Genomic DNA, 23,622 nt, shown 5'->3' with positions numbered 1-23,622 from the left:
GGATTAATGATCAACGGGAACAGCTTGGAATCAGGTGGCCAGGTCTATTAACGTTCGATAACGCAGCGCGGTAGTCCCAGCCGACACAAGAGTCGGCTCCGTGCGCACGTGCCTAATCCCGCAAGGGAGCCGGGGAACCATCCCTTGGGGTGAATCGCTCGTCCGCCTCCGTGGCAACACGGTCGGTATACGCGCGTAGGAGACCTTCCTGCTCCGAACCCGTCAGCTAACCCGGTAGGCGAGAAGGAAGGAAAGGAGCACGCCCACGTGGCGTCAAACCCGGCTGCCCCAGAGGCCCCGTTCGTGCCGAGTCAGCGCAGCAGCCAGACCGAGGACGGCAAGATCCCGACCTTCGGCTTCGGCGGCAAGCGCACCGACGAGGGCCCCTGGGAGGAGTGGAATCCCACCGCGGACTCCACCCGACCCGTTCGCGGCCGGCACCGCGTAGGCAAGCAGCGCGGCGGAGGACTCGCCCGCAGCTCCACCGTTCTCGGCGTCGGCGTCATAGCCGCTGTCGGCGGGGCCGGTATGGCCACCGCGCAGACCGGCAAGCCGCCGGTCTCCATCTCCATCCCCGACCTGCCCTCCGTCGGCTCGCCCTTCACGCACGACGACTCGGACGACGAGCCCAAGGGCTCCGCCACCGCGCTCAGCAGCGTCGGCGTGACCTCCGAGGAGACCCAGCAGGGCACCAGCGACGCCGGCGAGGCACTGCGCGCCCGCATCATCCTCCAGGCCGAGCAGCAGAAGGGCCAGGCCGAGGCCAAGGTCCAGCAGGCCGCCCAGGACGCCGCCGCGAAGAAGGCCGCCGCCGAGGCCGCCAAGGTGAAGCGCGAGGCCGCCGCGAAGGTCGCCGCCGAGAAGAAGAAGGTGGCCGACGCGGCCAAGGCGAAGCTGGAGACCGCTCGTCTCGCCGAGCTCGCCAAGCAGTACACGCTGCCGACCTCCTCGTACACGATCACCTCGACGTTCGGTCAGGCCGGCTCGCTGTGGTCCTCCGGCTACCACACCGGCCTCGACTTCGCCTCGCCCACCGGCACGCCGATCAAGGCCATCCACAGCGGCACCATCACCGAGGCGGGGTGGAGCGGCTCCTACGGCTACCGCACCATCCTCACCCTCGACGACGGCACCGAGCTGTGGTTCGCCCACCAGTCGTCGATCAACGTCAGCGTCGGCCAGAAGGTCGCCACGGGTGACGTCATCGGCCGCGTCGGCGCCACCGGCAACGTCACCGGGGCGCACCTCCACCTGGAGGTGCACACCAGCAGCTCGGACAGTGCGGGGATCGACCCGATGGCGTGGCTGCGGAGCATGGGCCTGAACCCGTAGGAGAACCTCAGGAGACACGTACCCCGGTCTCTCCCCGGCAGTCCCGGCGCTCGCACTTCGGCGTCGGGACTGCCGGTCCGGCTTTTACACGAACTTCGTGAACCGCCGGAATCAGGGCCTCCGTGGCACGCGTTGACGATGAGCATGACTGCACTCCGCAAGCTCGGATCATCGGACCTAGAGGTCTTCCCGCTCGCACTCGGCGGCAACGTCTTCGGCTGGACCGCCGACGAGACGCAATCCTTCGAGGTGCTCGACGCGTACGCCGCGGCCGGCGGCAACTTCCTCGACACCGCCGACGCCTATTCGGCCTGGGTCGACGGCAACAAGGGCGGCGAGTCCGAGACCATCATCGGTAACTGGCTGAAGGCGCGCGGCAACCGCGAGGACATCGTCGTCGCCACGAAGGTCAGCCAGCACCCCGACTTCCCCGGCCTGTCGGGCGCCAACATCAAGGCCGCCGCCGACGCCTCCCTGAGCCGCCTCGGCACCGACCACATCGACCTCTACTTCACGCACTTCGACCAGCCCGAGGTGCCCGTCGAGGAGATCATCGGCGCCCTCGACGAACTGGTGACCGCGGGCAAGGTGCGGTACATCGCAGCCTCCAACATCTCGCCCGAGCGGCTCCAGGACTCCCTGGACTTCTCCGACCGCGAGGGCCTGGCCAAGTACGTGGCCATCCAGCCCCACTACAACCTGGTCTCCCGCGACACCTACGAGGGCCCGCGGCGCGACATCGCCTCCCGCACGGGCCTCGCCGCTGTCCCGTACTACGCGCTGGCCTCCGGCTTCCTCACGGGCAAGTACCGCCCCGGTACGACGGTCGACAGCCCGCGTGCGCAGGGCGCGCTGGGGCACCTGGAGTCGGAGCGGGGCCGGAAGGTCCTGGCCGCGCTGGACGCCGTGGCGGCGGCACGGGGAGCGGAGGTCGCCACGGTCGCCCTGGCCTGGCTCGCCGCCCGGCCCACGGTGGCCGCCCCGATCGCGTCCGCCCGCACGGTGGACCAGCTCCCGCCGCTGCTCGCGGTCGCGGAACTGGAACTTACGGAGGCGGAGATCGTGAGCCTCACGGCCGCTTCGGCCTGAGCGGCGCCTGACGGCCGACGGCTACGAGCGGTACGGGTTGTAGGCCGGGTACGGGTCGTGGACGGGCCGGTTGTGGCTGGGGCCCGGAATGTGGCCGAGGCCGGGGCTGAGGTTCTGGCTGTACGAGGGGTACGGCGTCGTCGGTCCGTACCCGTACCCGTACCCCTGTCGGCCGTACGGCGGCCAGGTGACCGGGGGGACGGGAGCCGGAGCCGGTGCGACGGCGCGTGCCGCGTGGTCCAGGGCCGGGCGGGCCACCGCCCTGCGTTGCCACAGCTCGCCCAGCAGCTCCTGCTCCCGGACGACGAAGTCGGCGCCCGCCCGGCCGAGGCGCCCCCGGTGGCGCAGGAACGCGAGTGAGGTGGCGTACGCCTCGTACTGCGCCACCTCTCGCGCCGCGGGCCTGCCCAGGTGGCGGCGGGCGTACTCGCGGGCCAGGCGGCGGGCGCGCATCGAGCCGAGGGCGTACGGCTCGGCCGGGGCCAGCCAGCCGGCCATCGCGTACGCCGGCAACTCGGCGCGCACGGTACGCAGCTCGCGCTGGCGGGTCCAGATGACCAGCCAGGTCAGCAGCCCGAACGCGGGGACCATGAACGCGGCGTACACCGCGAAGAACCCGTAGTCCCCGAAGGTCGACGAGCCGTTCCAGAAGGCGTGCATGCTCATCGCGAGCAACAGCCCGAACAGCGGCAGCAGCACCCGGCGGACGTGCTGGCGCTCGCCCGACAGCGCGGAGATCCCGAAACCGATGCCGGTGAGGACCGTGAACAGGGGGTGCGCGAACGGCGACATGACGATGCGCACGAAGAAGGTCGCCGCGGTGACCGAGGCGATACCGCTGTCGCCGGTGAGCTGGTCGGTGCCGAAGGCGGTGCCGAGATAGAGGATGTTCTCGGTGAAGGCGAAACCGGTGGCGGTGACCCCGGCGATCACGACCCCGTCGACGATCCCGGTGAAGTCGCGCCGCCTGAAGAGATAGATGAGCAGTACGGCGGCTGCCTTGGCGGACTCCTCGACGATCGGCGCTATGACCGTGGCCCCGAGGGTGTCCGCGCCGGACGGGTCGGCGGTGGCCGTCGCTATCCATCTGGTCGCGAAGCTGTTGGCGACGATCGCTATCAGGGCCGCCGCGCAGGCGCCCCAGGCGAAGGCGAAGAGCAGGTTCCGCCAGGGCCCCGGCTCGACCCGGTCCAGCCAGCGGAACGCGGCGACGAGCAACGGCACGGGAAACACGGCGAGTCCGAGCCCCACCAGGAACCCCTCGGTGCCGGTCTGTTCGCGGACCAGGGCGAGGATGACGAGCCCGGAGAGCGCGAGCAGGCTGGTGAGGGCGCCGTAACGCACCCAGGGCCGCTGCCACCAGTGAGCGTGCCGCAACGCCCCGCCGACGGGACCGTCGGTGGGGCCGCTGGGCTGCGTCGGGTACGGGGGAAAGGTGGCCACGGCATTGACCCTAACGGCGGGTGTTCCACGAGCGCTTGCAGCTCGTGCTCCAGGCGTGCTCTACGAGTGCTGTACGCGGCGGAACAACAGGTCGTTCACGACATGACCCTTCTCAAGTCCCTGGCCCTCGAAACGGGTCAGCGGCCGGAACTCCGGACGGGGCGCGTAACCGCCCTCGGGCCGGGTGTTCTCGAACTCCGGGTGCGCGCTCAGCACATCGAGCATCTGTTCGGCGTACGGCTCCCAGTCGGTCGCGCAGTGCACGACCCCGCCGGGGCGCAGCCGGCCGGCGACCAGATCGAGGAACTCGGGCTGGATCAGCCGTCTCTTGTGGTGCCGCTTCTTGGGCCAGGGGTCGGGGAAGTAGACGCGCAGGCCGTCGAGGGAGTCCGGGGTGAGCATCTCGCGGAGCAGGATGACGGCGTCCCCGTTGGCGACGCGGATGTTGGTCAGTCCTTGCTGGTCGGCGAGGTTGAGCAGGTTGCCCTGGCCCGGGGTGTGCACGTCGACGGCGAGGATGTTGGTACGGGGATCGTCGGCAGCCATCCTCGCGGTGGCCTCGCCCATCCCGAAGCCGATCTCGAGTACGACGGGCAGGTCGTCCCCGAACAACTCGCCGAGGCGGAGAGCACGGCCGTCGATGTCGAGGCCCCACTTGGGCCACAGCCGCCGCAACGCGTCATCCTGCCCGGCGGTGACCCGGCTGCGCCGGGGCTGGAAGCTCCTGATCCGCCGCTCGAAGTGGGATCCGGCGGGATCGGCCTGCGGCCCACCGGGAAACCGGGGCGCACCCTTGGCCCGGACGGCAGCGGGCGTCGGCTCGGGGGAGGGGGCGGAGTCGGGGGAGGAGTCAATGGAGTCAGACACAGTGCGGCCGATTTTATCCCGCGGGGCGTTTCCCACTCACCTGCCCACCCACCTGTTCACCGCATCCCGGGTCGGCCTACCCACCCAGCACGCTCAATGCCCGCCGGGCCACTTCCCTCCCGATCGGCAGTGAGGCGGTCGCCGCCGGCGACGGCGCGTTCAGGACATGCACGGCCCTCGCGCCCTCCCGGATGAGGAAGTCGTCCACCAGCGTCCCGTCCCGCAGCACCGCCTGCGCCCGTACCCCTGCCGCCGCGGGCACCAGATCCCCCTCCGTCACCACCGGCAGCAACCTCCGTACCGCCCGGGTGAACGCCTTCTTGGAGACCGACCGCCGCAGCTCCCCACCCCCGTACCGCCAGTGCCGCGCCGCTATCCGCCACGACCCCGGCCACGCCATCGTCGCCGCCAGTTCCCGGACCCGCACGGTCCCCCAGCCGTATCCCTCCCGGGCCAGCGCGGGCACGGCATTCGGCCCGATGTGGACGCTCCCGTCGATCCCCCGGGTGAGATGCACCCCGAGGAACGGGAACGCCGGATCCGGCACCGGATACACCAGCCCCCGCACCAGCTCGGGCCGCGCCAGGGTGAAGTACTCGCCCCGGAACGGCACGATGCGCATCCCGGGATCGTCGCCGGTCAGCCGAGCCATCTCGTCGCAGTACAGCCCGGCGCAGTTGACCAGCACCCGCCCCCGCACGACCTCGCCGCCGCCCGGTCCCGCCGTGCGCACGGCCACCCCGAGCTCCGGCCGCCGGTCGACCTGGACGACCTCCGCGCCGTACCGGATCTCCGCCCCGGAGGACTCGGCGAGCTGCCGGGCGACCGCCACGTAGTCGCACACGCCGGTGGTCCCCACGTGTATGCCGGCGAGTCCCTGCACCTCCGGCTCGTACTCCCCGATCTGGGAGGGGCCCAGCTCCCGCACCGGAATGCCGTTCTCCCGGCCGCGCTGGACGAGGGCGTGCAGCCGGGGCAGCTCCTCCCGCTCCGTGGCGACGATCAGCTTGCCGGTGACGGCGTGCGCGATGCCGTACTCCGCGCAGAACTTGACCATCTCGGCGGCGCCCCGCACCGCGTACTCGGCCTTGAGCGAGCCCGGCCGGTAGTAGATCCCGCTGTGGATGACACCGCTGTTGCGGCCCGTCTGGTGCCGGGCGGGGCCCAGCTCCTTCTCCAGCACCGTCACCCGGGTGCCCGGAGCGGCGCGCGTGATCGCATACGCCGTCGACAGACCGACGATCCCCCCACCGATCACCAGCACGTCACAGTCGTAAGCGAATCCACGCGACAGCTCCACCGCACTCCACCTCCTGCTTTCGATAGTGCACTGCGCCACTGACACTCGCTTCAAACGCAGTCACTTCAAACGCAGGAGTAGAGCACGCAGGAGTAGAGCACGCCTCGGACGCCGTGAGTTCTCTACGCCGGAGCCATCAGCAGCGGCCGGGCCCGTTCCCGCAGCTCCACCACCCGCGGTTCGTCCCCGTACGGCTCCAGCCGGTGCAGAAGATCCCTCACGTACTCGGTGGTGCGCACCGAGGAGATGCGCCCCGCGACCTCCACCGCTCGTACGCCCTGCTCGCATGCCGCGTCGAGGTTGCCCGACTCGAGCTCGGCGACCGCCGAGACGACCAGCCGCAGTCCGTGCGAGCGCACGAACTCCTCCGTCGGCTTCGACAGCGCCTGCTCCGTGAAACGGCGGACCTGGCGCGGTGCCTTCAGATCGCGGTAGCACTCGGCGGCGTCGGCGGCGAAGCGGTCGTAGCCGTAGAAACCCAGCCAGGACGGGTCGTTGTCGCCGTCGCGGGCCCGCTCCAGCCAGCCCTCTGCGGAGCGCAGGGCCGCGCCGGCCGCGTGGGCGTCACTCGCGCGCGCGTGGGCCCGTGCCTCGACCAGCCGGAAGAAACTCATCGTGCGGGCCGTCGCGAGGCCCCGGTTGCGCTCCAGGGCGGCCTGGGCGAGGTCGACGCCCTCGTCGCCGAAGCCCCGGTAGGTGGCCTGCAACGACATCGACGCCAGTACGTACCCCCCCAGGGGCACGTCGGCCGCTGCCCGCGCGAGCCGCAGTGCCTGGATGTAGTACCGCTGCGCGGCCTCCTGCTGGCCCGTGTCGAAGGCCATCCACCCGGCGAGGCGGGTGAGTTCGGCGGACGCCCCGAAGAGCGCGCGTCCCACCTCGTCCGAGTACGCCCCCAGCAGCAGAGGAGCGGCCTCGACCCTTAAGCACTCGGGCACCATCGAGGAACGCCAGTCGCCGCCGCCGTACTTGGAGTCCCAGCGCCTGGCGTCCTCCGCGGCCTCCCGCAGTTTCAGCACATCGCTGTGGCCGACTTTCAACGGTGCCCCGGAGCCCTCGGAGGGGTTCGCGTCGCGTGCCACCGAGCTGTCGGCCGGGGTTATCAGCCACCGTGAGGCAGGCGTTGCGTATGCGCTCACTGCGAACGATCCGGCGAGCGACTGCCAGATGCCGCCGGAGCCGGCGCGACGGCCCGCGAGGTCGAGACGGTAGAGGTCGGTGGCCGAGCGGACGGCCTGTCCGACGTCCCTGGGGAAGGCGAGGCCCACTTCGGGCGCCGGATCCGCGTCCGCCAGGCCGATCTCGTGAAGCGGCACCGGGCGGCCGAGCTTCTGGCCGATGGCGGCCGCGATGAGGTGCGGCGCGGCGCCCTGCGGCACCATGCCCTTCGACACCCAGCGCGCCACCGACGTCTTGTCGTAGCGAAGAGTCAACCCGCGTTGAGCGCCAAGGTCGTTGACGCGACGTGCGAGTCCTGCGTTGCTGATTCCCGCGAGGGCGAGAACGGCGCCGAGTTTTTCGTTCGGCCCGCGTTGCTCCCTGGACATGCGCCACCCCTCGACACAGACGGCTGCCGCGCTGGCATAACCATGCGGCATTCGTAAACCCAGCGTAGTTCGCCGCATCCCAAGCGTTAAGGGGCATTGTTCCGGATGGCGGGATTGTGGTCCGTACGGAAGTTCTGGGGATGTACGCACCGTTGCGACGTGCCCCCGACGTGTGGCCGTGCGCCTGTCCGTGCGCTCTTCTCCGGCCATGGCGGGAGCGCTTCCATGGATCCTGCGTGGGTCGGCCCGCTGTACTGGATCCAGTGGGCTGGGGGACACCGCCGCCTACATCCCCGCGGGCGGCGGACCGGTCCGGGAGGCGAACTCCGCCTCCCGGACTGTGCGTAGGCGCTGTACTCCGCAGAGCCTGTACGGAGCGTGCGCGAGCCTGCCTCTGCTTCGCCAACTTGGCCGAAAACCAACCCCGCAAAACCGGGCCGATTACCCCTCTCACCATGGAAATTGAGGGCGCGTGGGGCGTCTTGGGGGAGCGTAACGGGGGCGCATTCAGGTCGCAGTCGTGGTGCGGTCGTGGCGCGGTCGGGCCGTGAACTCCCTGCTCGACGGGTTGTGAACTTTCCGCCGGGGTCCGGCGATCCCCCGATCCGAACGCCGAAGTCCCTTGCCCCGAACCTCGAAGTCCCTTGATCCGCGCGTGCGTTAGGGCCCGGGCGGGCATGTTCCAGGGGGTGCACAGGAGTTCGCAGGGGCGCACTTCGGGGAGCACGAGCGGCTCTGCCGTCCCTCCAAGGCGCGCCCTTCATGGCAGCATGGTGCCGAGTTCGTACGGTGCACTGGTTGTCCACAGCCTGTGGAGGCGTCGATGCGGTGGTTGGTGGGATGGAGCAGCACCGCAGCTGTGGCCGCCAAGTACGGGACAGGGAACGGCGGTTACGCGGCCGAAAGCGCCGGAGTCGGAACCCGAACCGGGTCCGGGTCCGGGGCCGGATACGCGGCGGGGGCGACCGGCTACGACGGCGAGACGGTGCACCCGGTCGGCTCCCAACTCCTCTGGGGGGACCCCGATCCGCTCTGGGCGGTCGGCGACTGGCGCCCCGACGAGGTGCGCGTCGTGCGGGCCGACGAACAGACCCGCATCGCGGTCCTGGGCACCTGCGGAGCGACCGACGAGCAACTGCGGGTCGCGCTGTTCGCCGCCCGCGGAGGGGCACTTCGCCATCTGACGGCCTGGCCGGGCAGCTACACGGCGATCGTCCAGGTGGGACGCCGGCTCATGATCAGCGGTGACCTGGCGGGCGCGCGCCCGGTGTTCTACACCCCCTGGGCCGGCGGCACCGCCTACGCGACTGCGGCCCTCCCGCTCGCCGACCTCATCGAGGCCAACCTCGACTTCGGCCACCTCGCCGCCCTCCTCGCGGCCCCGGACGTACCGGCCGCGCTGCACGACTCGACTCCCTACGACGGCGTACGGCGCATTCCGCCCGGGCATGCGCTGATCCTGCGCGCCGGGGCACGGGAGATCGCCGGGTACGAGCCGGTCGCCTCCCTCGCGGTCGCGGCGGCCTCCGTGGACCCCGACAGAGCGGTGGACGGCGTACGGGACGCCCTGGTGGAGGCGGTACGCGTCCGGCTTTCCGCCCCTCGCCATGTGCCCGAGACGACCATGGATCCCGGGCCCGTGCCCGGCATGGGCCCCGCGGAACGGCGTGCCGCGCGCGGAACGCCCGTACCGGGGATAGGAGCCGACCTGTCCGGCGGCCCGGCCTCGGGGACGCTCGCGCTCCTGGCGGCGGGCCTGCCGGGCATGCCGGGGACGCTGCTGGGGCACGGCACGGGTGCGGGGGAGCGGCTCGTGGCGGTGACGTTCAACGACCTGGTGGTGGGCGGGCGCGAGGCGGAACTGGAGCGGGCGGGGAACCTGGCGGCGAACCCGCGCCTGCACCACGTGGTGGTGGCGGGCGGCGAGGACGTCCTCCCGTACGCCGACCTGGACGGCCCGCTGACCGACGAACCGGGCCCGTCCCTGGTCACGGCGGCCAGACACCGGGCCCGGCTGGCTTCGGGCAGCGCCGACCACTTCGCCGGCTACGGCGCCCGGCAGGTGCTGGACGCCCACCCCGCCCGCCTCGCCGACCTCCTGATGGACCGCAAACGGCGCCACCTGGTCCGCCCGGTGGCTGCCCTCGCGAAGGCCGACGGTTCGGTGATGGTCCCCGCACGCGTGTACGGCGCCGCCCGCAAGCTCTCCCGTACGCCCTACCGGGCCGGCATCGAGAACCTCGCCGACCGCCTGATGCAGCGGCGGTTCGACGAGCCCGGCGGCGCGGTGGGTGCCTCGCTGGCCGCCCTCACCTGGGCCAGACCCGGCCCGGCCGCGCGCTGGCTGACCGGTGAGGCCCTCGCTGAAGTATCGGTTCGCCTGAACTGGGCGACGGACCGCGCGGGCGCCGGCGTGGGCCCCGGCCAACGCCCCGGCGACTTCCGCGCGCGGGCTGCGCTGACCCGCCAGGCGGCGGACGTACGCGTCCTGGAGCAGGCCGTCGAGATCCGCTTCCAGCGCCTGCACACGCCCTTCCTGGACAACCAGGTCGTACGGGCCTGCCGAGCCCTCCCAGAAGCGCTACGCGTCCAGCCAGGCGCCCGGGCGTCCATCCTCCGTACGGTCCTGGAAGGCGCCGGCGTCCCGGACCTGCCCCCCGGCTGGGGCGCACCGTCCCACGCGTCGGCGACCGCGGCGTCGCGGACGGGCCTGCGCGTGTCCGTGGACTCCCTGATGACCCTGTTCGACACGCCGCTGCTCGCGGAGGCGGGGCTGGTGGAGGCGAGAGTGGTCCGCAAGGCCCTGCGAGGCGCCGCGGAGGGTGAACCTCTCCCCCTGGACGGCCTGGCGGACCTGGTCTCCCTGGAGGTATGGCTACGCCGCCTGCTCTCCCGCCGAGGCACCTGCTGGACCGGAACCCCAGCCCGCCAACGAGCCGTACCGTCGGGAATCACCCCCCAGAGGGGCGCGCTGGGAGCGGGGGCGGGGGCACGCCGGGGGTGAGGTCGCCTCACGGTGCCTTGTGTTTCCCACCCACCCGCCCGTTTACGGCCTGTGTCCAGTTGCGGGCCCAGGTACCTCAGCTCGTCCGGCACCGGAGGGTGAGGCCTGTTCAGCCCAGCGGTGTTTCCCGCCCACCCGCCCCCGCTGTCACTCCAGCCCAGGCCCAGGCAATTCAGCCCGTCTGGGGGTCCCCCCTCTGGGGGAGTTTGAGGACAAGGCCCGTTCAGGGCCGACAGCGGGGGTCCGGGGGCGGTAGCCCCCGGGGATGGGACGGGTAAGGGCGGCGGAGGCGAGAATAGGCCGGTGCGGTACAGAATCCTGGGCGTCACCCAGGCCGAGGACGACCACGGCACCGCCATACCCATCGGCGGCCCCCGCCTCCGCCCCCTCCTCACCGCCCTGGCTCTCCGCCCCAACCGCACCACCACCCCCGAAACCCTGATCGCCGAGGTCTGGGCGGACACCCCGCCCAAGGACGCCCCCGCAGCCCTGCAGGCCCTCGTCGGCCGCCTGCGCCGCACCCTCGGCAAGGACACCATCACCTCGGACCCAGGCGGCTACCGCCTGACGGCACCCCAGGACCACATCGACCTCCACGTCTTCGAACACCTCGTACGACAGGGCAGGGCGGCCCTGGACCGTGCCGACCCCGCGACCGCCGCCCGCACCCTCTCCGAGGCCCTCGCCCTGTGGCGCGGCCCCGCCCTGGCCGACCTCCCCGACCGCACCGCCGCGACCCGCCCGGAGGCCCTGCGCCGCGAGGCGACACGCGCGCGCGTGGAGGCGGACCTGAGACTCGGCCGCGCCCACGACGCCGTACCGGAGCTGCGGGAACTGACGGAGGCCCACCCGTACGACGAGCCGCTGCACGCCCTCCTCATCCGCGCCCTGCGCGACACGGGCCGCAGCGCGGACGCCCTGGCCGCGTACGAGACGGCCCGCCGAACCCTGGCGGAGGGCCTGGGCACGGACCCGGGCCCGGAACTCCGCACCCTGCACAAGGTGTTGCTGACACACACCAGCAACACCAGTCACATCAACACCACCAGCCACAGGAACACCGGCCCCACGACAAGCCCCACGACCAGCCACACCAACAACGGCAATATCCGCCCCCGTTTGACCTCTTTCGTCGGCCGGGAACCCGAGATCGAAGCCATCCGTTCGGATGTGCACAGGACCCGTCTCGTCACCCTCATCGGACCCGGCGGTTCCGGAAAGACCCGTCTCGCCGAGGAGGCCGCCGCAGGCCTCCCCCAGGCGTGGCTCGTCGAGCTCGCCCCGCTCGACCGGCCGGAGGCGGTGCCCGGCGCGGTGGTCAGCGCGCTCGGTCTGCGCGAGACCGTGCTCAGGACCACCGAGCTCACGACCCCGCAGGACGACCCGCTCGCCCTGCTCATCGAGTACTGCGCCCCGCGCAGCCAACTCCTGCTCCTCGACAACTGCGAACACGTCATCGACGCGGCGGCCGAACTCGCCGAAACCCTGCTCACGCACTGTCCCGGGCTCACGATCCTCGCCACCAGCCGTGAACCCCTGGGCGTCCCCGGCGAGTCGGTGCGCCCGGTCGAGCCCCTCCTCCCCGACTCGGCCCGTCGCCTCTTCGAGGAGCGCGCGGCGGCCGTACGCCCCGACGCGGACACCGCCCTCCGCGACACCGAGGCGGTGGAGGAGATCTGCCGTCGGCTCGACGGACTGCCCCTTGCCATCGAACTGGCCGCCGCCCGTCTGCGGCTGCTCACCCCGCGTCAGATCGCCGACCGCCTCGACGACCGTTTCCGCCTCCTCACCTCCGGAAACCGCACGGCGCTGCCCCGCCAGCAGACTCTGCGCGCAGTCGTCGACTGGTCCTGGGACCTGCTCGACGAGCGGGAGCGGACGGTGCTGCGCGAGGTCTCCGTGTTCGCGGGCGGCTGGGACCTCACAGCCGCGGAGGCGGTCTGCACCGGCCCGGTGGCCGACCTCGTGGGGGCGCTCGTCGACAAGTCCCTGATAGTCGCGACCCCGCACGAACGCGCCGCGGACGACATGATCGGCACCGGTGGGGCCGGTGCACCCGGCATGCGCTACCGCATGCTGGAGACCATCCACGAGTACGCCACCGAGCGTGCCGCGGAGGACCCCGGTCCGCGTGCCGCCGTCGAGTTACGGCACCGCGCGTGGGTCCGGGCGCTGGTGGAGAAGGCCGAACCGCTGCTCCGCTCCGCCGAGCAACTCCCGTGGATCGCCCGCCTGGAGACAGAGCTGGACAACATCCGAGCGGCCCTCGACCGCACGATCAGGGAGGGCGACGAGGAGGAGGCCATCGCCCTGGTCCTCGCGATGGGCTGGTTCTGGTGGCTGCGCAACTACCGCCGGGAGAGCATGGAATGGCTGACCCGCGTCCTGAACCTGAGCACAGAGCCGGCTGGATCGACCCGATCAAACCGATCAAACCGATCGACCGAGACGGACGAACGGGCGAAGGTGAACGCCCGGCGCATGAACCTCCGCATGCTCTACATCTTCCTGACCATCGACGCCGACCCGGCCACCGTCCCCCACGACGAGCACTGGCACCGCCAACTCATCGAGGCCCGCGCCTATTTCGCGCGCGGCGGCCCGGAAGCGGCTCGGCTGCCGGGCATCGCCTGGCCGTTCACCTTTCTGTCCAACCGTCTGGGCGTCGACGGCCCCGACCGACTCGACGGACTTGACCGACTCGACGGCCCGGGCGACACGGCGAACAACCCCGTGGCCACCGCCGCAGCCGCCCTGGACTCCGTGATCGCCAACTGCCGTCTCCACGGCGGCGACTGGGAGGTCGCCGTGACCCTGATGTTCCGTACGCACCTGGTCGTCGACTCGGCGGGCGGCCTGCGCGGCCCGCGCGTCGACGACGACCTCGCGGAACTGCGCGTGCTCAGCCGACGCGTCGGCGACCGCTGGGTGCGGGCCCAGGTGTGCAGCGCGGCCGGGGAGGCCGCCATGTCGCGCGGCGGCTTCGAGGAGGCCAAGCGGGAGTACGCGGAGGCACTGCGGCTCGCCCACGAGGTGGGCGCCCATGCCGAAGCACCGTTCCTCATCGCGCGCCTCGCCGAGATCGCCTACCGCGAGGGCGACCGCGCCGGCGCGCTGACCGCCCTGGACGAGGCCGGCGCGGCGGCCGAGCGGTACGGGGTCGCGGACTCCCGGGCGTTCGTCCTGCTGCTGCGGGCGCAGATCGCGCTGGACGAGGGGGACGTCGCCCGCGCGCGTGCCCTGTGCGACCAGTCCCGCGTGGAGATCGCGCACGGCACACCGCCGCCGCAGTTCATGGCGGGGCTGAACGCGATGGACGCCCTGGTCACAGCTGAGGAACGCGGGCCCGAGGAGGGCTTGGTGAAACTGACCGTCACCCTGCGCGAGGCCGTGGCCCAGCGCTGCGCCGAGGTGATCACGGCGGCGCTGGCGGACAGCGCGGCGAGACTGCTGGCCGAGCTCGGTGACCTGCCCCACGCGACCCGTCTGCTCGCCGCCTCCGACAACTGGCGGGGCGACCAACCCCGCCCGATGCCGGACCACGCGCGGGCACAAGAGACGGAGGCCGCGGCCCGCGGAGCCCTGGGACCGGAACTGTACGAGTCCGAACGTACGACCGGATCGGAACTCACCCCGGACGATGTACTCGAGCTGCTCGACGAACTCGCCCGCACCCCGGTCACCGGCACATGAACTTCGACTCCGCCCAGTCCGCGAGTGCCACCGAGTCGAACGCCGAGTGAGGTTCCACGACCAGGCGGATCGTCCTGCGCCCGGTGAGGTCGACGTGGACGGGTACCGCCTCCTGGCCGCCCTGGACCAGCTCGGACCGCCACATGCGCTGCCCGTCGGCGAACACCGAGAAACGGACCTGGCCGAGGCCCATCGTCATGTCGTCGACGCCGACCAGGGCGTCGTACGAGGCGCAGTCGCGGTTGAGATCGATGGTGACCGAGGACTCGCCGTGGACGGTCACCCCGTGCTCGTACTGCCGGTCCCCGATCGACACCCCCCACCGCTGCCACACCCAACTGCTCTCGCCGAGCCGCATCTCGGGCTTGGTGCCGTCGCCGGTGATGGCGTACTCCAGCTCGTTCCACTGGTAGTCGGCCGAGGGGGGCGGCGGCGGGGGAGGAGGCGGCGTCGGGGTGGGAGTGGGGGCAGGAGTGGGGGCAGGTGTGTGGGTCGGGCTGGGTGTCGGAGTGGGGGTGGGGGTGGGGCTCGGGGTGGGTGTCGGGGACGGAGTCGGGGTGGGGCTGGGGCTCGGTGTGAGGGCGGGCGCCAGGGCCGGGACCACGGCCGGGGGTGCCGGTTCGGGTTCCTGCTCGGGCGGCGTCGGGGTCGGGGTCGGTGTCGGCGCCGCAGGCCGGCCCATCGGCACGGAGGGGGCCGGCTGTGCCACCGGCTTCTTCGGGACCTGGTCGCCTGCCAGGGCGAACACCACCGCCGCGATCCCGACGGCGACCACCCCCGCCGCGATCCCCGCCTTCAGCGGCGCACCCAGCCCCTCCGAGGCCGCCGCGCCGCCCCCGGCCCCGCGGGACGACGAGCCGCTCGCCGCTGCCGCCGCGCCGCCGACGCCCACCGCACCCGCTCCGGCGCCCCCGGCGACCAGCGCGGCCACCTTGGCGTATCCGGCGGCGCCGAACCAGCCGATGACCGCGATCGGTACGACGGCGGGGATGCCGCTCGCGACCTCCTTGATCTGGCCCGCGGCCAGCCGGCACTTGGCGCACTCCTCCAGGTGCTTGCGCAGCCCGCGTTCGGCCCGGCTGCGCAGCCCGCCGCGGGCGTAGGCGCCGAGCCGGTCGGCGTAGCGGGAGCACTCCTCGTCGGTGGTGAGGGTGGAGCTGACGTGGGCCTGGAGGTAGGCCTGCTTGAGGCCCTCCCGAGCCCGGCTGGCGAGCACGCGCGTGCCGTTGGCGTCGAGTCCGAAGAGGGTGGCGACCTCGCTCGGCGACTCGTCCTCGACCTCGGTGTGCCACAGCACGGCCTGCCAGCGCTCGGGCAGCGACCGGAACGCCTGCATGGCCATGGACTGCTCGGCCTCGTGCATCGCGCGCACGTCGGCGCCCAGGTCCAGAGTGTCGGTGTCGGCAGACACTATGGACCTGGCAGACATCTCCGAGCCTCGCGCGGCCTGCGTCGCGAACACCGCGAAGTCGTCGACCAGTTGCTCACGCCTCGCCGACGTCGTCCAGTTCGCGGCGACCCGGCGGACGGTGGTGAGCAGATAGGCGCGTACCGCGTACTCGGGGCCGGATCCGCCGCGTACCGCCTGGAGCATGCGGGCGAAGACCTCGGCGGTGAGATCGTCGGCGGTGTGGCCGTCACGGCAGCAGGTACGCGCGTACCGGCGTACGGCGCCGGCGTGGCGCCGGTACAACTCCTCGTACGCCGTGTCGTCGCCCGAGCGCATCCGTCCGATCAGGTCGGTGTCGGAGGGCGGCAGTTCGATGGGCGGCGGCAGCACACTGTCCGCGCGGGGCGGCAGCAGGCTGCCCCCACGCTGCGGCGGGACGCTGCCTTCCATCGGGTCGTCGAGGTACTCGGGGTGCCCGGTGTTCTCGGGGTACCCGGGGTATTCCGAACCGTCCAACGAGCCGCCCAGGTACTGAACGCTGCCCTGACCGCCGCCTTGAACTCCGCCCGGCCCGCCCTGGTTCGGCACCTGTGGCGAGGTCAGCCCGCCGCCGGCCTCCGGGTCACCGTCACCCGGTGACTCGTCCCGCCCGTCAACGCTCATCGCGGAAAGCCCCCGCCGCCTGCACAGCTGCCTGCACATCGAGTCCCGAACACCGGGTCAGAGTGCCATATTGGCTTTTGTTCAGGACACCTGGAACGAACCAACCACTCGTCCGTGGGGACTTCCCGCACCGGGGTACTAGCGTTCACCCGAACGGGGAAGGCTCAACCATCCCTTCCTGCAAGGGAGTTGGCCGCCCCGCTCGAAATGCTGGGGTTCGTTGTATTCGGGTTGTTCGATCACAGAGGCCGCGACCGCAACCCCTCCAACAGGATGTCCAGCAGTCGAGAAGAGGCCGCCGCCTGCTGCGCGGGATCCGGCAGCGAGGGCGCCGCCGTCGCGATCACCAGCAGTACGTCCGACACCGACACGTCCGGCCGCAGTGCGCCCGCCTCGCGCGCCCGCTCCACGAGCCGGCCCACCACGTCGAGCAGCGCCACCGCGCCGGCGTCGTCCGCCAGCGCAGCGGCTACGGCGTCGTCGGACACCAGCCGCAGTTCCCCGTGCCCGAGACCGGTACCCACCGGCTGGGTCCGCTGCTGCGGCACCCGCGCGTCGTCGAGGCCGGAACCACCGGAGTTGCCGGAGTCACCGGAACCGTCGTCGTCCGCGACGCCGACCCGCAGTATCTGCGGCGGCAGCAGCCGCCCGGCGCCCGAGGCCACCGACGTCCGCAGGAAGCGCGACAGCGCCGACCACGGCTCGTCCTCCTGGCCGAGCGCCGCGCGAGCCTGGTCGGTCAGCCGGGAGGTCTCCTCCTCGGCTATCCGCCGGACCAGGACGTCCTTGCTCGGGAAACGCCGGTACACCGTGCCGACACCGACCCGCGCGCGCCGTGCCACGTCCTCCATCGGCGCGCCGTATCCCAGCTCGCCGAAGACCTCACGTGCCGCCCGCAGTACGTGTTCCAGATTGCGCTGTGCGTCCACACGCAGTGGCGCCGTACGCGATCCCTCGCCGCGTCCGTTGCCCGCCGCCGCGCTGACCGGTCCGCCTGGTGCGATGGCGGACGCGGATGACCAACGAGAATCCTGAATGTGCATAATGTTCCCCCGGTAATGACGTCTCCCCCCGGAGACTCCCCGCCATTGGCAGCCGGAGCGTGCGGAACAAGCACTGAACACGGGTCCACGCGTCGCAGAGCGGACCCGAAAGAGCGCATCCCCCTACACCCCGTCGACCTACGAACATAGTTGAGCGAGGGTCAATTCAGAAGGGGCGCGTTCCGCACGGGGTGCCGCCCGATCGGAGTACGCGTCGCTTACGTCCCGGTTGCGCCCCCTCCTGCCGCCCGGCTCACACCCACTGACCTGCGGTTGTGCCCTGCAGGCCGACGATTCGGGCAACGTTGCGGCCCACCGCCCGAAGGTCACACAAATTGCCGGGCCTGTGGACAAACGCGAGCGCTGGGTGCGTCATGGGATGGTGAAGGAACGTGCGCGCATTCTCGTTGTCGGCGGCGGCTACGTCGGTATGTACACGGCCCTGCGCCTCCAGCGGAAGCTCCAGCAGGAGCTGAAACGGGGCCAGGTCGACATCACCGTCGTCACTCCCGACCCGTACATGACCTATCAACCGTTCCTCCCGGAGGCGGCCGCGGGCTCCATCTCGCCCCGCCATGTCGTCGTACCACTGCGCCGGGTCCTCGACCAGTGCCGGATCGTCGTCGGCGAGGTCACGGCGATCGACCACGCCAAGCGCACCGCGACCGTCACCACCCTCGCCACCGCGGAAGAGGGAACAGGCGCCGAGCAGCTGACGTACGACGAACTGGTCCTCGCCCCGGGCTCCGTCTCGCGCACCCTGCCGATCCCCGGCCTCGCCGAACACGCGATCGGCTTCAAGACGGTCGAGGAGGCCATCGGCCTGCGCAACCACGTCATCGAACAGATGGACATCGCCTCCTCCACCCGTGATCCCGCGATCCGCGACGCGGCCCTGACCTTCGTCTTCGTGGGCGGCGGCTACGCCGGTGTCGAGGCGCTCGGCGAGCTGGAGGACATGGCCCGCTACGCCGCGCGGTACTACCACAACGTCAAGGCCGAGGACATGAAGTGGATCCTCGTCGAGGCCTCGGGCCGCATCCTGCCCGAGGTCGGCGAGGAGATGGGCAAGTACACGGTCACGCAGCTGCGCCGACGCAACATCGACGTACGCCTGGAGACCCGCCTCGACTCCTGCGCGGACCGGATCGCCGTCCTCAGTGACGGCGCCCGCTTCCCCACCCGTACGGTCGTGTGGACCGCCGGCGTCAAACCCCACCCCCTGCTCGCGGCCACCGACCTCCCGCTGAACGAGCGCGGGCGCCTCAAGTGCACCGCCGAGCTGCGGATCGAGGGCACCACGCACGCGTGGGCCGCGGGAGACGCAGCGGCCGTCCCCGACGTCACGGCAGCGGAACCCGGCAAGGAGACCGCCCCGAACGCCCAGCACGCGGTCCGCCAGGCCAAGGTCCTCGGCGACAACATCGCCCACTCCCTGCGGGGCGAACCGCTCGAAACGTACTCCCACAAATACGTCGGTTCAGTAGCCTCCCTGGGACTCCACAAGGGCGTCGCACACGTCTACGGACGCAAGCTGAAGGGCTACCCCGCCTGGTTCATGCACCGCGTCTACCACCTGAGCCGGGTGCCCACCTTCAACCGCAAGGCCCGGGTGCTCGCCGAGTGGGTTCTGTCGGGACTCTTCAAGCGGGAGATCGTCTCCCTCGGTTCACTCGAACATCCCCGCGCGGAGTTCGAACTCGCGGCCGGTGGGAAGCCTCCTCAGAACCTGAATCAGGACCCGAAGGGGTAGTCCTGACCGAATCCAGGAACTCCACCGAGGCGGCCGGCGTCTGAAGGATGTCGGCCGCGTCGGCCACCCTGCCAGACTGGTTCTCCACGCCCTTGCCGCACATCCCTCCACCCGTCTCCACCTGTCTCCACCCATCTCTACCCGCGAGGCTTTCCGCAAGTGCTGTATCTCCCGGGGAACGCCCCCTGCACCTCCGGCCGACCCGCTGCCGGCCTGTGCCGACAAACACGAGGCAAGGTTTCGTGAACTTCACGCGCTGGAGCGCCCGACTTCCCGGAACACAGCGCCGCGCCGCAGCGCGGACCGATCACACGATCACTCCGGACCGGCTGCCGGACCGACCGGGCGAGGGCACGGTCTCCGGCTCCGGCTCCGGCTCTGGACCCGGCTCCGTACCCGCCGCCCGCGCCGAGCAGCTCGCCGGTGGGGCGCCCTGCCTCCCCGCCGTCGACGACCTGCCCACCCGCCAGGTCCTCGACCGCATCCCGGCTCTGGTCGCCATCGTCCACGGCCCGGACCACCGCATCGCGTACACCAACGACGCCTACACGGCGGCCTTCGGCGTACGCGCGGAGGGCGTCCCCGCGCGGGACGTGGCCCCCGAGCTCGACGAACTGGGCGTGCTGCCCCTCCTGGACCAGGTCCGGCGCAGCTCCAAGTCCCGCACGCTCAAGTCCCGCAAGGCGCACAGCGGACGCTCGTACACGATCACGTGCACCCCGGTCGAGGCGACGGCCACTCCCGAAGGGAGTGGCGGTGTCCTCATCTTCGCCGCCGACGTCACCGACCACGCCGAGGCCGCCGAACGCCTGCGCGCCAGCGAACGCAGCCAGCGCGAAACCGCGGTGACCCTCCAGCGCTCCCTCCTCCCCCAGGAACTGGAGGAACCCGACGACCTCCGAGTCGCCGCCACCTACCATCCAGGCGGCACGGAAGCGGCCGTGGGTGGCGACTGGTACGACGTCATCACCCTCGGCGGAGGCCGCACAGCGCTCGTCATCGGCGACGTCATGGGCCGAGGAGTGCGCGCGGCGGCGGTCATGGGCCAGCTCCGTACGGCGGTCCGCGCGTACGCCCGCCTGGACCTTCCCCCGCACGAGGTCCTCCAGCTCCTCGACGGCCTCGCCATGGAGATCGACGCCAACCAGATCGCCACCTGCGTGTACGCCGTCCACGACCCGAACGAGGGCAAGCTGGTGTACGCCTCTGCGGGCCACCTCCCGATCCTCGTCCGCGACGAGAGCGGGGTCGTTCAGCGCGCCGACGAACCCACGGGCCCACCCCTCGGCACGGGCGGCTGGATGCACGCCTCGGGCTCGATCCCGCTCACCCCGGGTTCCACGGCGGTCCTCTACACCGACGGCCTGGTGGAACGCCGCAACGAGGACCTCGACGAGGGCATCGCCGCCCTGGAGCGCGCCCTGTCCGGCGCGACGGGCAGCCCCCAGGTCGTCTGCGACCGCCTGGTCCGCTCGGCGGGCGTCACCGCGGACCACGACGACGACGTGGCGGTCCTGGTCCTCCAGCACCCGGCCCGCACCGGTCCCGACAGCGACCTGTTCCGCAACGCTGCCCTGGAACTCCTCGGCGGCATCGAAGCGGCCCCACGCGCGCGTGCGTTCGCCTCGGGCGTCCTGACGAGCTGGCGCTTCCCCACCGAACTGCACGACGTGGGCGTCCTGGCGGCCAGCGAACTGGTCGCGAACTCCCTCCAGCACGGCACACCCCCGATGCGCCTGCGCCTGCGCCGCACCGACCGCCGCCTCATCGTCGAGGTGACGGACGGCGACGACCATCTCCCCCTGCGCCGCACCGCGGAACCCGGCGACGAATCGGGCCGGGGCATCGCCATCGTCGCGACGATCGCCACGAGCTGGGGCTCACGCCGGACACCGGGCGGCGGCAAGGCGGTGTGGTGCGAGTTCGTGCTGCCGAACTCAGCCCGTACTACGTAGCCGGCACCACGGACTCGGACTCCACCGGAGCTCCACCCTGAGCGACGACCCGACTCCGCCGCGCCAGAGACGGCTGATTCTGTACGGGGGTCAGCTGCCGCCCCAGCCGCACGGCGAGGACGCTGATCCCCAGCGAGAACAGCAGGAACATCACGATGTACGGCCCGTGCAGCGAAGCCCCGAGCGGCCCGCCCACCGCCGGACCGACAGCCAGCGCGAGCTGCTTCACCAGCGCGAACGCCGAGTTGTACTGTCCCGCCATCCCGTCCGGCGCCAGATCGGCCACCAGCGGCGCGACGGTCGGCGACAACATCGCCTCCCCGAGCCCGAACAGCGCGTACGTCGACACGAACGCGGCGGTCGCCATGGCCTGGCTGCCGTGCCCGAGCCCCGCATACCCGGCCACGCCCCACGCGACGGCCCACAGGATCCCCACGGCCGCGATCACCCGGGACCGCTTCTGCCGCTCGACGAACCGGAGCACCGCGAACTGCGCGACCACGATCACCGCGGTGTTCGCCGCCAGCGCCGAACCGAGCGCGGACGTCGAGATCCCGGCCGCCTCGACCCCGTACGCACTGAGACCCGACTCGAACTGCCCGTAACAGGCGAAGAACAGCACGAAGCCCAGCACACACAGCTGGACCATCGCCCGGTTACCGAGGAGTTGCTTCCAGCTGCCCTTGGCCTGACCGGGGGCACCGTCGATCCTCGGCGAACGAGGCATCCGTACCGTCGTCATGATCACGGCGAGCAGCAGGAACATCGCCGCCTCGATGGCGAACAGCAGGGTGAACGAACCGACCCGGGTCGTGTCCACGAGGTGCCCACCGATGAGCCCACCGACACCGAGCCCGAGGTTTTGCAGAAAGAACTGGGTGGCGAAGGCCCGCGACCGCGTCTCCGCCGACGAGAAGTTCACGATCATCGTCGCGAGCGCCGGCTGCATCACGGCCTGCCCGGCCCCCAGCGCCACGGCGGCAAGGAGTACGGCGGTCGCGTTGGCGGCGAGCCCGAGGCCCATCGCGCCGACAGCGGCGGTGACCAGGGCGACGAGCAGCACCGGCAGCGGGCCGTGCCGGACGATGGCCCGCCCGGCGAACGGCAGCACGACCAGCGCGGCCACGGCAAAGACGGCGAGTACGAGACCCGCCGTCATGGCTCCCAGTCCCCGCACCTGCGCCACATAGACGTACAGATAGGGGACGGTGAAGCCGAGCCCGAACGCGCTGAGTGCGTTGCCCACATGGATCCGGCGCATCGCTGCGCCCATCGCCCTGGTCACTTTCACCTGCTTTGATCGTGAAGTCGTACGCCTACTGAAAGAGTTAGGAGTGAAGACTTCGAAGCTAAAGTTAAGACTTGAACAGTACACCTCGAAGAACTTCGACGCCAAGCGCCCACATGGGATACTCCGCACATGGGTGACACCCCCGCCGTCGGTGAGCCGACGCTCGATGAGCAGATCGCCGCCTACCAGCGCGAGTTCAGGGATCTCGACCCCCAGGTCGAAAAGATCGTCGCGGCCCTGGGCCGCCTGAACCGCCGTATGAACGTCGCGTACGGCCGCCAGACCGCCACACTCGGCATCAGCAACGCCGAGTGGGAGGTCCTCAAGGCGTTGGTGCTCTCCGGGGCTCCGTACCGCATGGGCCCGAGCGACCTGGCGAAGCGGCTGGGCCTGACGCCGGCCGCGATGACCCACCGGATCGACCGGATGGTGACGGAGGGACTGGTCACCAGGGAGCGCGACGAGTCCAACCGGGTCCGCGTGATCGTGGAGCTGACGGACGAGGGCCGGGAGAAGTGGCTGGAGGCGATGCGCCTGGCCACAGTCTTCGAGGAAGACCTCCTCCAGGACCTCTCACAGGACGAACGCGGCAGGCTCGGCGACGTCCTCACCCGCCTCCTGCGCCGCGTCGAGCACGCCCAGCCGGACGCCGGCGGGCGACTCAGCGACCTCGACTAAAGATCTTGACAGGGCGAACAGAGGGTGCTTGACATCCCCCTGCCCGATCCGTAAAGTTCTTCGGGTTGCCACGGGGCCGTAACGGTTCTGCGGCAGCACCTCCGCCGCAGCAGCGGCAACCCAAACCATCAGCACGATCTCCCAACCGGGTCGATTTCGGTGTGCCCGAATTCAATTCGAATGGGGCTCGATGGAGCTCAGCGGCCCGATTGGGAATCGCCGAGAGGATCCGCTAAGGTTTGAAACGTCGGAACGGCCCAACAGCCGGGAAGACAAGCCCCGCTGACTGGGAATCAGGCCCGAAACGGTCTGGTAGAGTCGGACTCGCCGGAAAGGGAAACGCGAAAGCGGAAACCTGGAAAGCGCCGAGGAAATCGGATACGGAAACGGTCTGGTAGAGTCGGTAACGCAAGACCGAAGGGAAACTGCCCGGAGGAAAGCCCGAGAGGGTGAGTACGAAGGAAGCGTCCGTTCCTTGAGAACTCAACAGCGTGCCAAAAATCAACGCCAAGTTTGTTGATACCCCGGCTCACAGGCTTTGTCTGTGGGTTGAGGTTCCTTTGAAGTAGTAAAC

The 23,622-nt window shown here is 71.1% G+C and carries 14 protein-coding genes and 1 riboswitch; of the genes, 7 read left to right on the top strand and 7 right to left on the bottom strand.

Going from position 1 to position 23,622, the window contains the following annotated elements; all coding sequences use genetic code 11:
- The first annotated feature begins 99 nt into the window (after positions 1-99).
- Positions 100-256: riboswitch (cyclic di-AMP (ydaO/yuaA leader) on the top strand.
- A gap of 11 nt (positions 257-267) precedes the next feature.
- Both G3I56_RS34155 and G3I56_RS34150 read left to right on the top strand, forming a co-directional pair.
- On the top strand, positions 268-1,332 hold the full coding sequence (locus G3I56_RS34155) for a M23 family metallopeptidase (RefSeq protein ID WP_164415903.1): 1,065 nt from the start codon (positions 268-270) through the stop codon (positions 1,330-1,332).
- A 144-nt stretch (positions 1,333-1,476) separates the two neighbouring features.
- Complete coding sequence (locus G3I56_RS34150; protein WP_164416060.1) at positions 1,477-2,421, top strand: aldo/keto reductase; 945 nt, start codon at positions 1,477-1,479, stop codon at positions 2,419-2,421.
- Between the two features lie 21 nt (positions 2,422-2,442).
- On the opposite strand, the gene G3I56_RS34145 is transcribed toward G3I56_RS34150, so the two are convergent.
- The 4 genes from G3I56_RS34145 to G3I56_RS34130 all read right to left on the bottom strand — a co-directional run bounded on the left by G3I56_RS34145 (position 2,443) and on the right by G3I56_RS34130 (position 7,578).
- The gene (locus G3I56_RS34145) at positions 2,443-3,864 is read right to left on the bottom strand and encodes a PrsW family intramembrane metalloprotease (RefSeq protein WP_164415901.1); all 1,422 of its coding nucleotides are present in this window, start codon (positions 3,862-3,864) and stop codon (positions 2,443-2,445) included.
- 60 nt (positions 3,865-3,924) lie between these two features.
- Complete coding sequence (trmB, locus tag G3I56_RS34140; RefSeq protein ID WP_164415899.1) at positions 3,925-4,731, bottom strand: tRNA (guanosine(46)-N7)-methyltransferase TrmB; 807 nt, start codon at positions 4,729-4,731, stop codon at positions 3,925-3,927.
- Between the two features lie 76 nt (positions 4,732-4,807).
- On the bottom strand, positions 4,808-6,031 hold the full coding sequence (gene lhgO, locus G3I56_RS34135) for an L-2-hydroxyglutarate oxidase (RefSeq protein WP_164415897.1): 1,224 nt from the start codon (positions 6,029-6,031) through the stop codon (positions 4,808-4,810).
- 122 nt (positions 6,032-6,153) lie between these two features.
- Positions 6,154-7,578, bottom strand: coding sequence for an MFS transporter (locus tag G3I56_RS34130; protein WP_164415895.1), 1,425 nt, complete (start codon positions 7,576-7,578; stop codon positions 6,154-6,156).
- A gap of 823 nt (positions 7,579-8,401) precedes the next feature.
- Here G3I56_RS34130 and G3I56_RS34125 point away from each other — a divergent pair.
- Positions 8,402-10,582: an asparagine synthase-related protein gene (locus tag G3I56_RS34125; protein WP_164415893.1), complete on the top strand. Its 2,181-nt coding sequence runs from the start codon at positions 8,402-8,404 to the stop codon at positions 10,580-10,582.
- 303 nt (positions 10,583-10,885) lie between these two features.
- A complete protein-coding gene (locus G3I56_RS34120; RefSeq protein WP_164415891.1) occupies positions 10,886-14,275 on the top strand; it encodes a BTAD domain-containing putative transcriptional regulator in 3,390 nt (1,129 codons plus the stop codon).
- Here G3I56_RS34120 and G3I56_RS34115 read toward each other — a convergent pair.
- Positions 14,262-16,328, bottom strand: a complete 2,067-nt coding sequence (locus G3I56_RS34115; protein ID WP_164415889.1) for a sigma-70 family RNA polymerase sigma factor — start codon at positions 16,326-16,328, stop codon at positions 14,262-14,264. The two genes, G3I56_RS34120 and G3I56_RS34115, sit on opposite strands and share 14 nt — an antisense overlap.
- 239 nt (positions 16,329-16,567) lie before the next feature.
- A complete protein-coding gene (locus G3I56_RS34110) occupies positions 16,568-17,371 on the bottom strand; it encodes a helix-turn-helix domain-containing protein (protein ID WP_164415886.1) in 804 nt (267 codons plus the stop codon).
- 379 nt (positions 17,372-17,750) lie between these two features.
- On the opposite strand from G3I56_RS34110, the gene G3I56_RS34105 reads away from it, so the two are divergent.
- On the top strand, positions 17,751-19,124 hold the full coding sequence (locus G3I56_RS34105) for an NAD(P)/FAD-dependent oxidoreductase (RefSeq protein ID WP_164415884.1): 1,374 nt from the start codon (positions 17,751-17,753) through the stop codon (positions 19,122-19,124).
- A 242-nt stretch (positions 19,125-19,366) separates the two neighbouring features.
- Positions 19,367-21,079, top strand: coding sequence for a SpoIIE family protein phosphatase (locus G3I56_RS34100; protein ID WP_164415882.1), 1,713 nt, complete (start codon positions 19,367-19,369; stop codon positions 21,077-21,079).
- Here G3I56_RS34100 and G3I56_RS34095 read toward each other — a convergent pair.
- Positions 21,072-22,352 (bottom strand): MFS transporter, encoded by a 1,281-nt coding sequence (locus G3I56_RS34095; protein ID WP_164416058.1) that lies wholly within the window; start codon positions 22,350-22,352, stop codon positions 21,072-21,074. The two genes, G3I56_RS34100 and G3I56_RS34095, sit on opposite strands and share 8 nt — an antisense overlap.
- Before the next feature lie 147 nt (positions 22,353-22,499).
- On the opposite strand from G3I56_RS34095, the gene G3I56_RS34090 reads away from it, so the two are divergent.
- Positions 22,500-23,048 carry a MarR family transcriptional regulator gene (locus G3I56_RS34090; protein WP_164415880.1) on the top strand — a complete coding sequence of 183 codons (549 nt, stop codon included), beginning with the start codon at positions 22,500-22,502 and terminating at the stop codon, positions 23,046-23,048.
- Positions 23,049-23,622 lie beyond the last annotated feature (574 nt).

It is taken from the genome of Streptomyces sp. SID12488 (assembly GCF_010548275.1).
Lineage (GTDB): Bacteria > Actinomycetota > Actinomycetes > Streptomycetales > Streptomycetaceae > Streptomyces.
This window is presented reverse-complemented; position numbering and strand designations above follow the sequence as displayed.

What these genes read in the sequence shown, in the direction of transcription:
- G3I56_RS34150 (WP_164416060.1), top strand. Translation starts at nt 1,477, where the DNA reads ATGACTGCACTCCGCAAGCTCGGATCATCGGACCTAGAGGTCTTCCCG.
- G3I56_RS34130 (WP_164415895.1), bottom strand. Translation starts at nt 7,578, where the DNA reads ATGTCCAGGGAGCAACGCGGGCCGAACGAAAAACTCGGCGCCGTTCTC.
- G3I56_RS34125 (WP_164415893.1), top strand. Translation starts at nt 8,402, where the DNA reads ATGCGGTGGTTGGTGGGATGGAGCAGCACCGCAGCTGTGGCCGCCAAG.
- G3I56_RS34115 (WP_164415889.1), bottom strand. Translation starts at nt 16,328, where the DNA reads ATGAGCGTTGACGGGCGGGACGAGTCACCGGGTGACGGTGACCCGGAG.
- G3I56_RS34110 (WP_164415886.1), bottom strand. Translation starts at nt 17,371, where the DNA reads ATGCACATTCAGGATTCTCGTTGGTCATCCGCGTCCGCCATCGCACCA.
- G3I56_RS34105 (WP_164415884.1), top strand. Translation starts at nt 17,751, where the DNA reads ATGGTGAAGGAACGTGCGCGCATTCTCGTTGTCGGCGGCGGCTACGTC.
- G3I56_RS34095 (WP_164416058.1), bottom strand. Translation starts at nt 22,352, where the DNA reads ATGGGCGCAGCGATGCGCCGGATCCATGTGGGCAACGCACTCAGCGCG.
- G3I56_RS34090 (WP_164415880.1), top strand. Translation starts at nt 22,500, where the DNA reads ATGGGTGACACCCCCGCCGTCGGTGAGCCGACGCTCGATGAGCAGATC.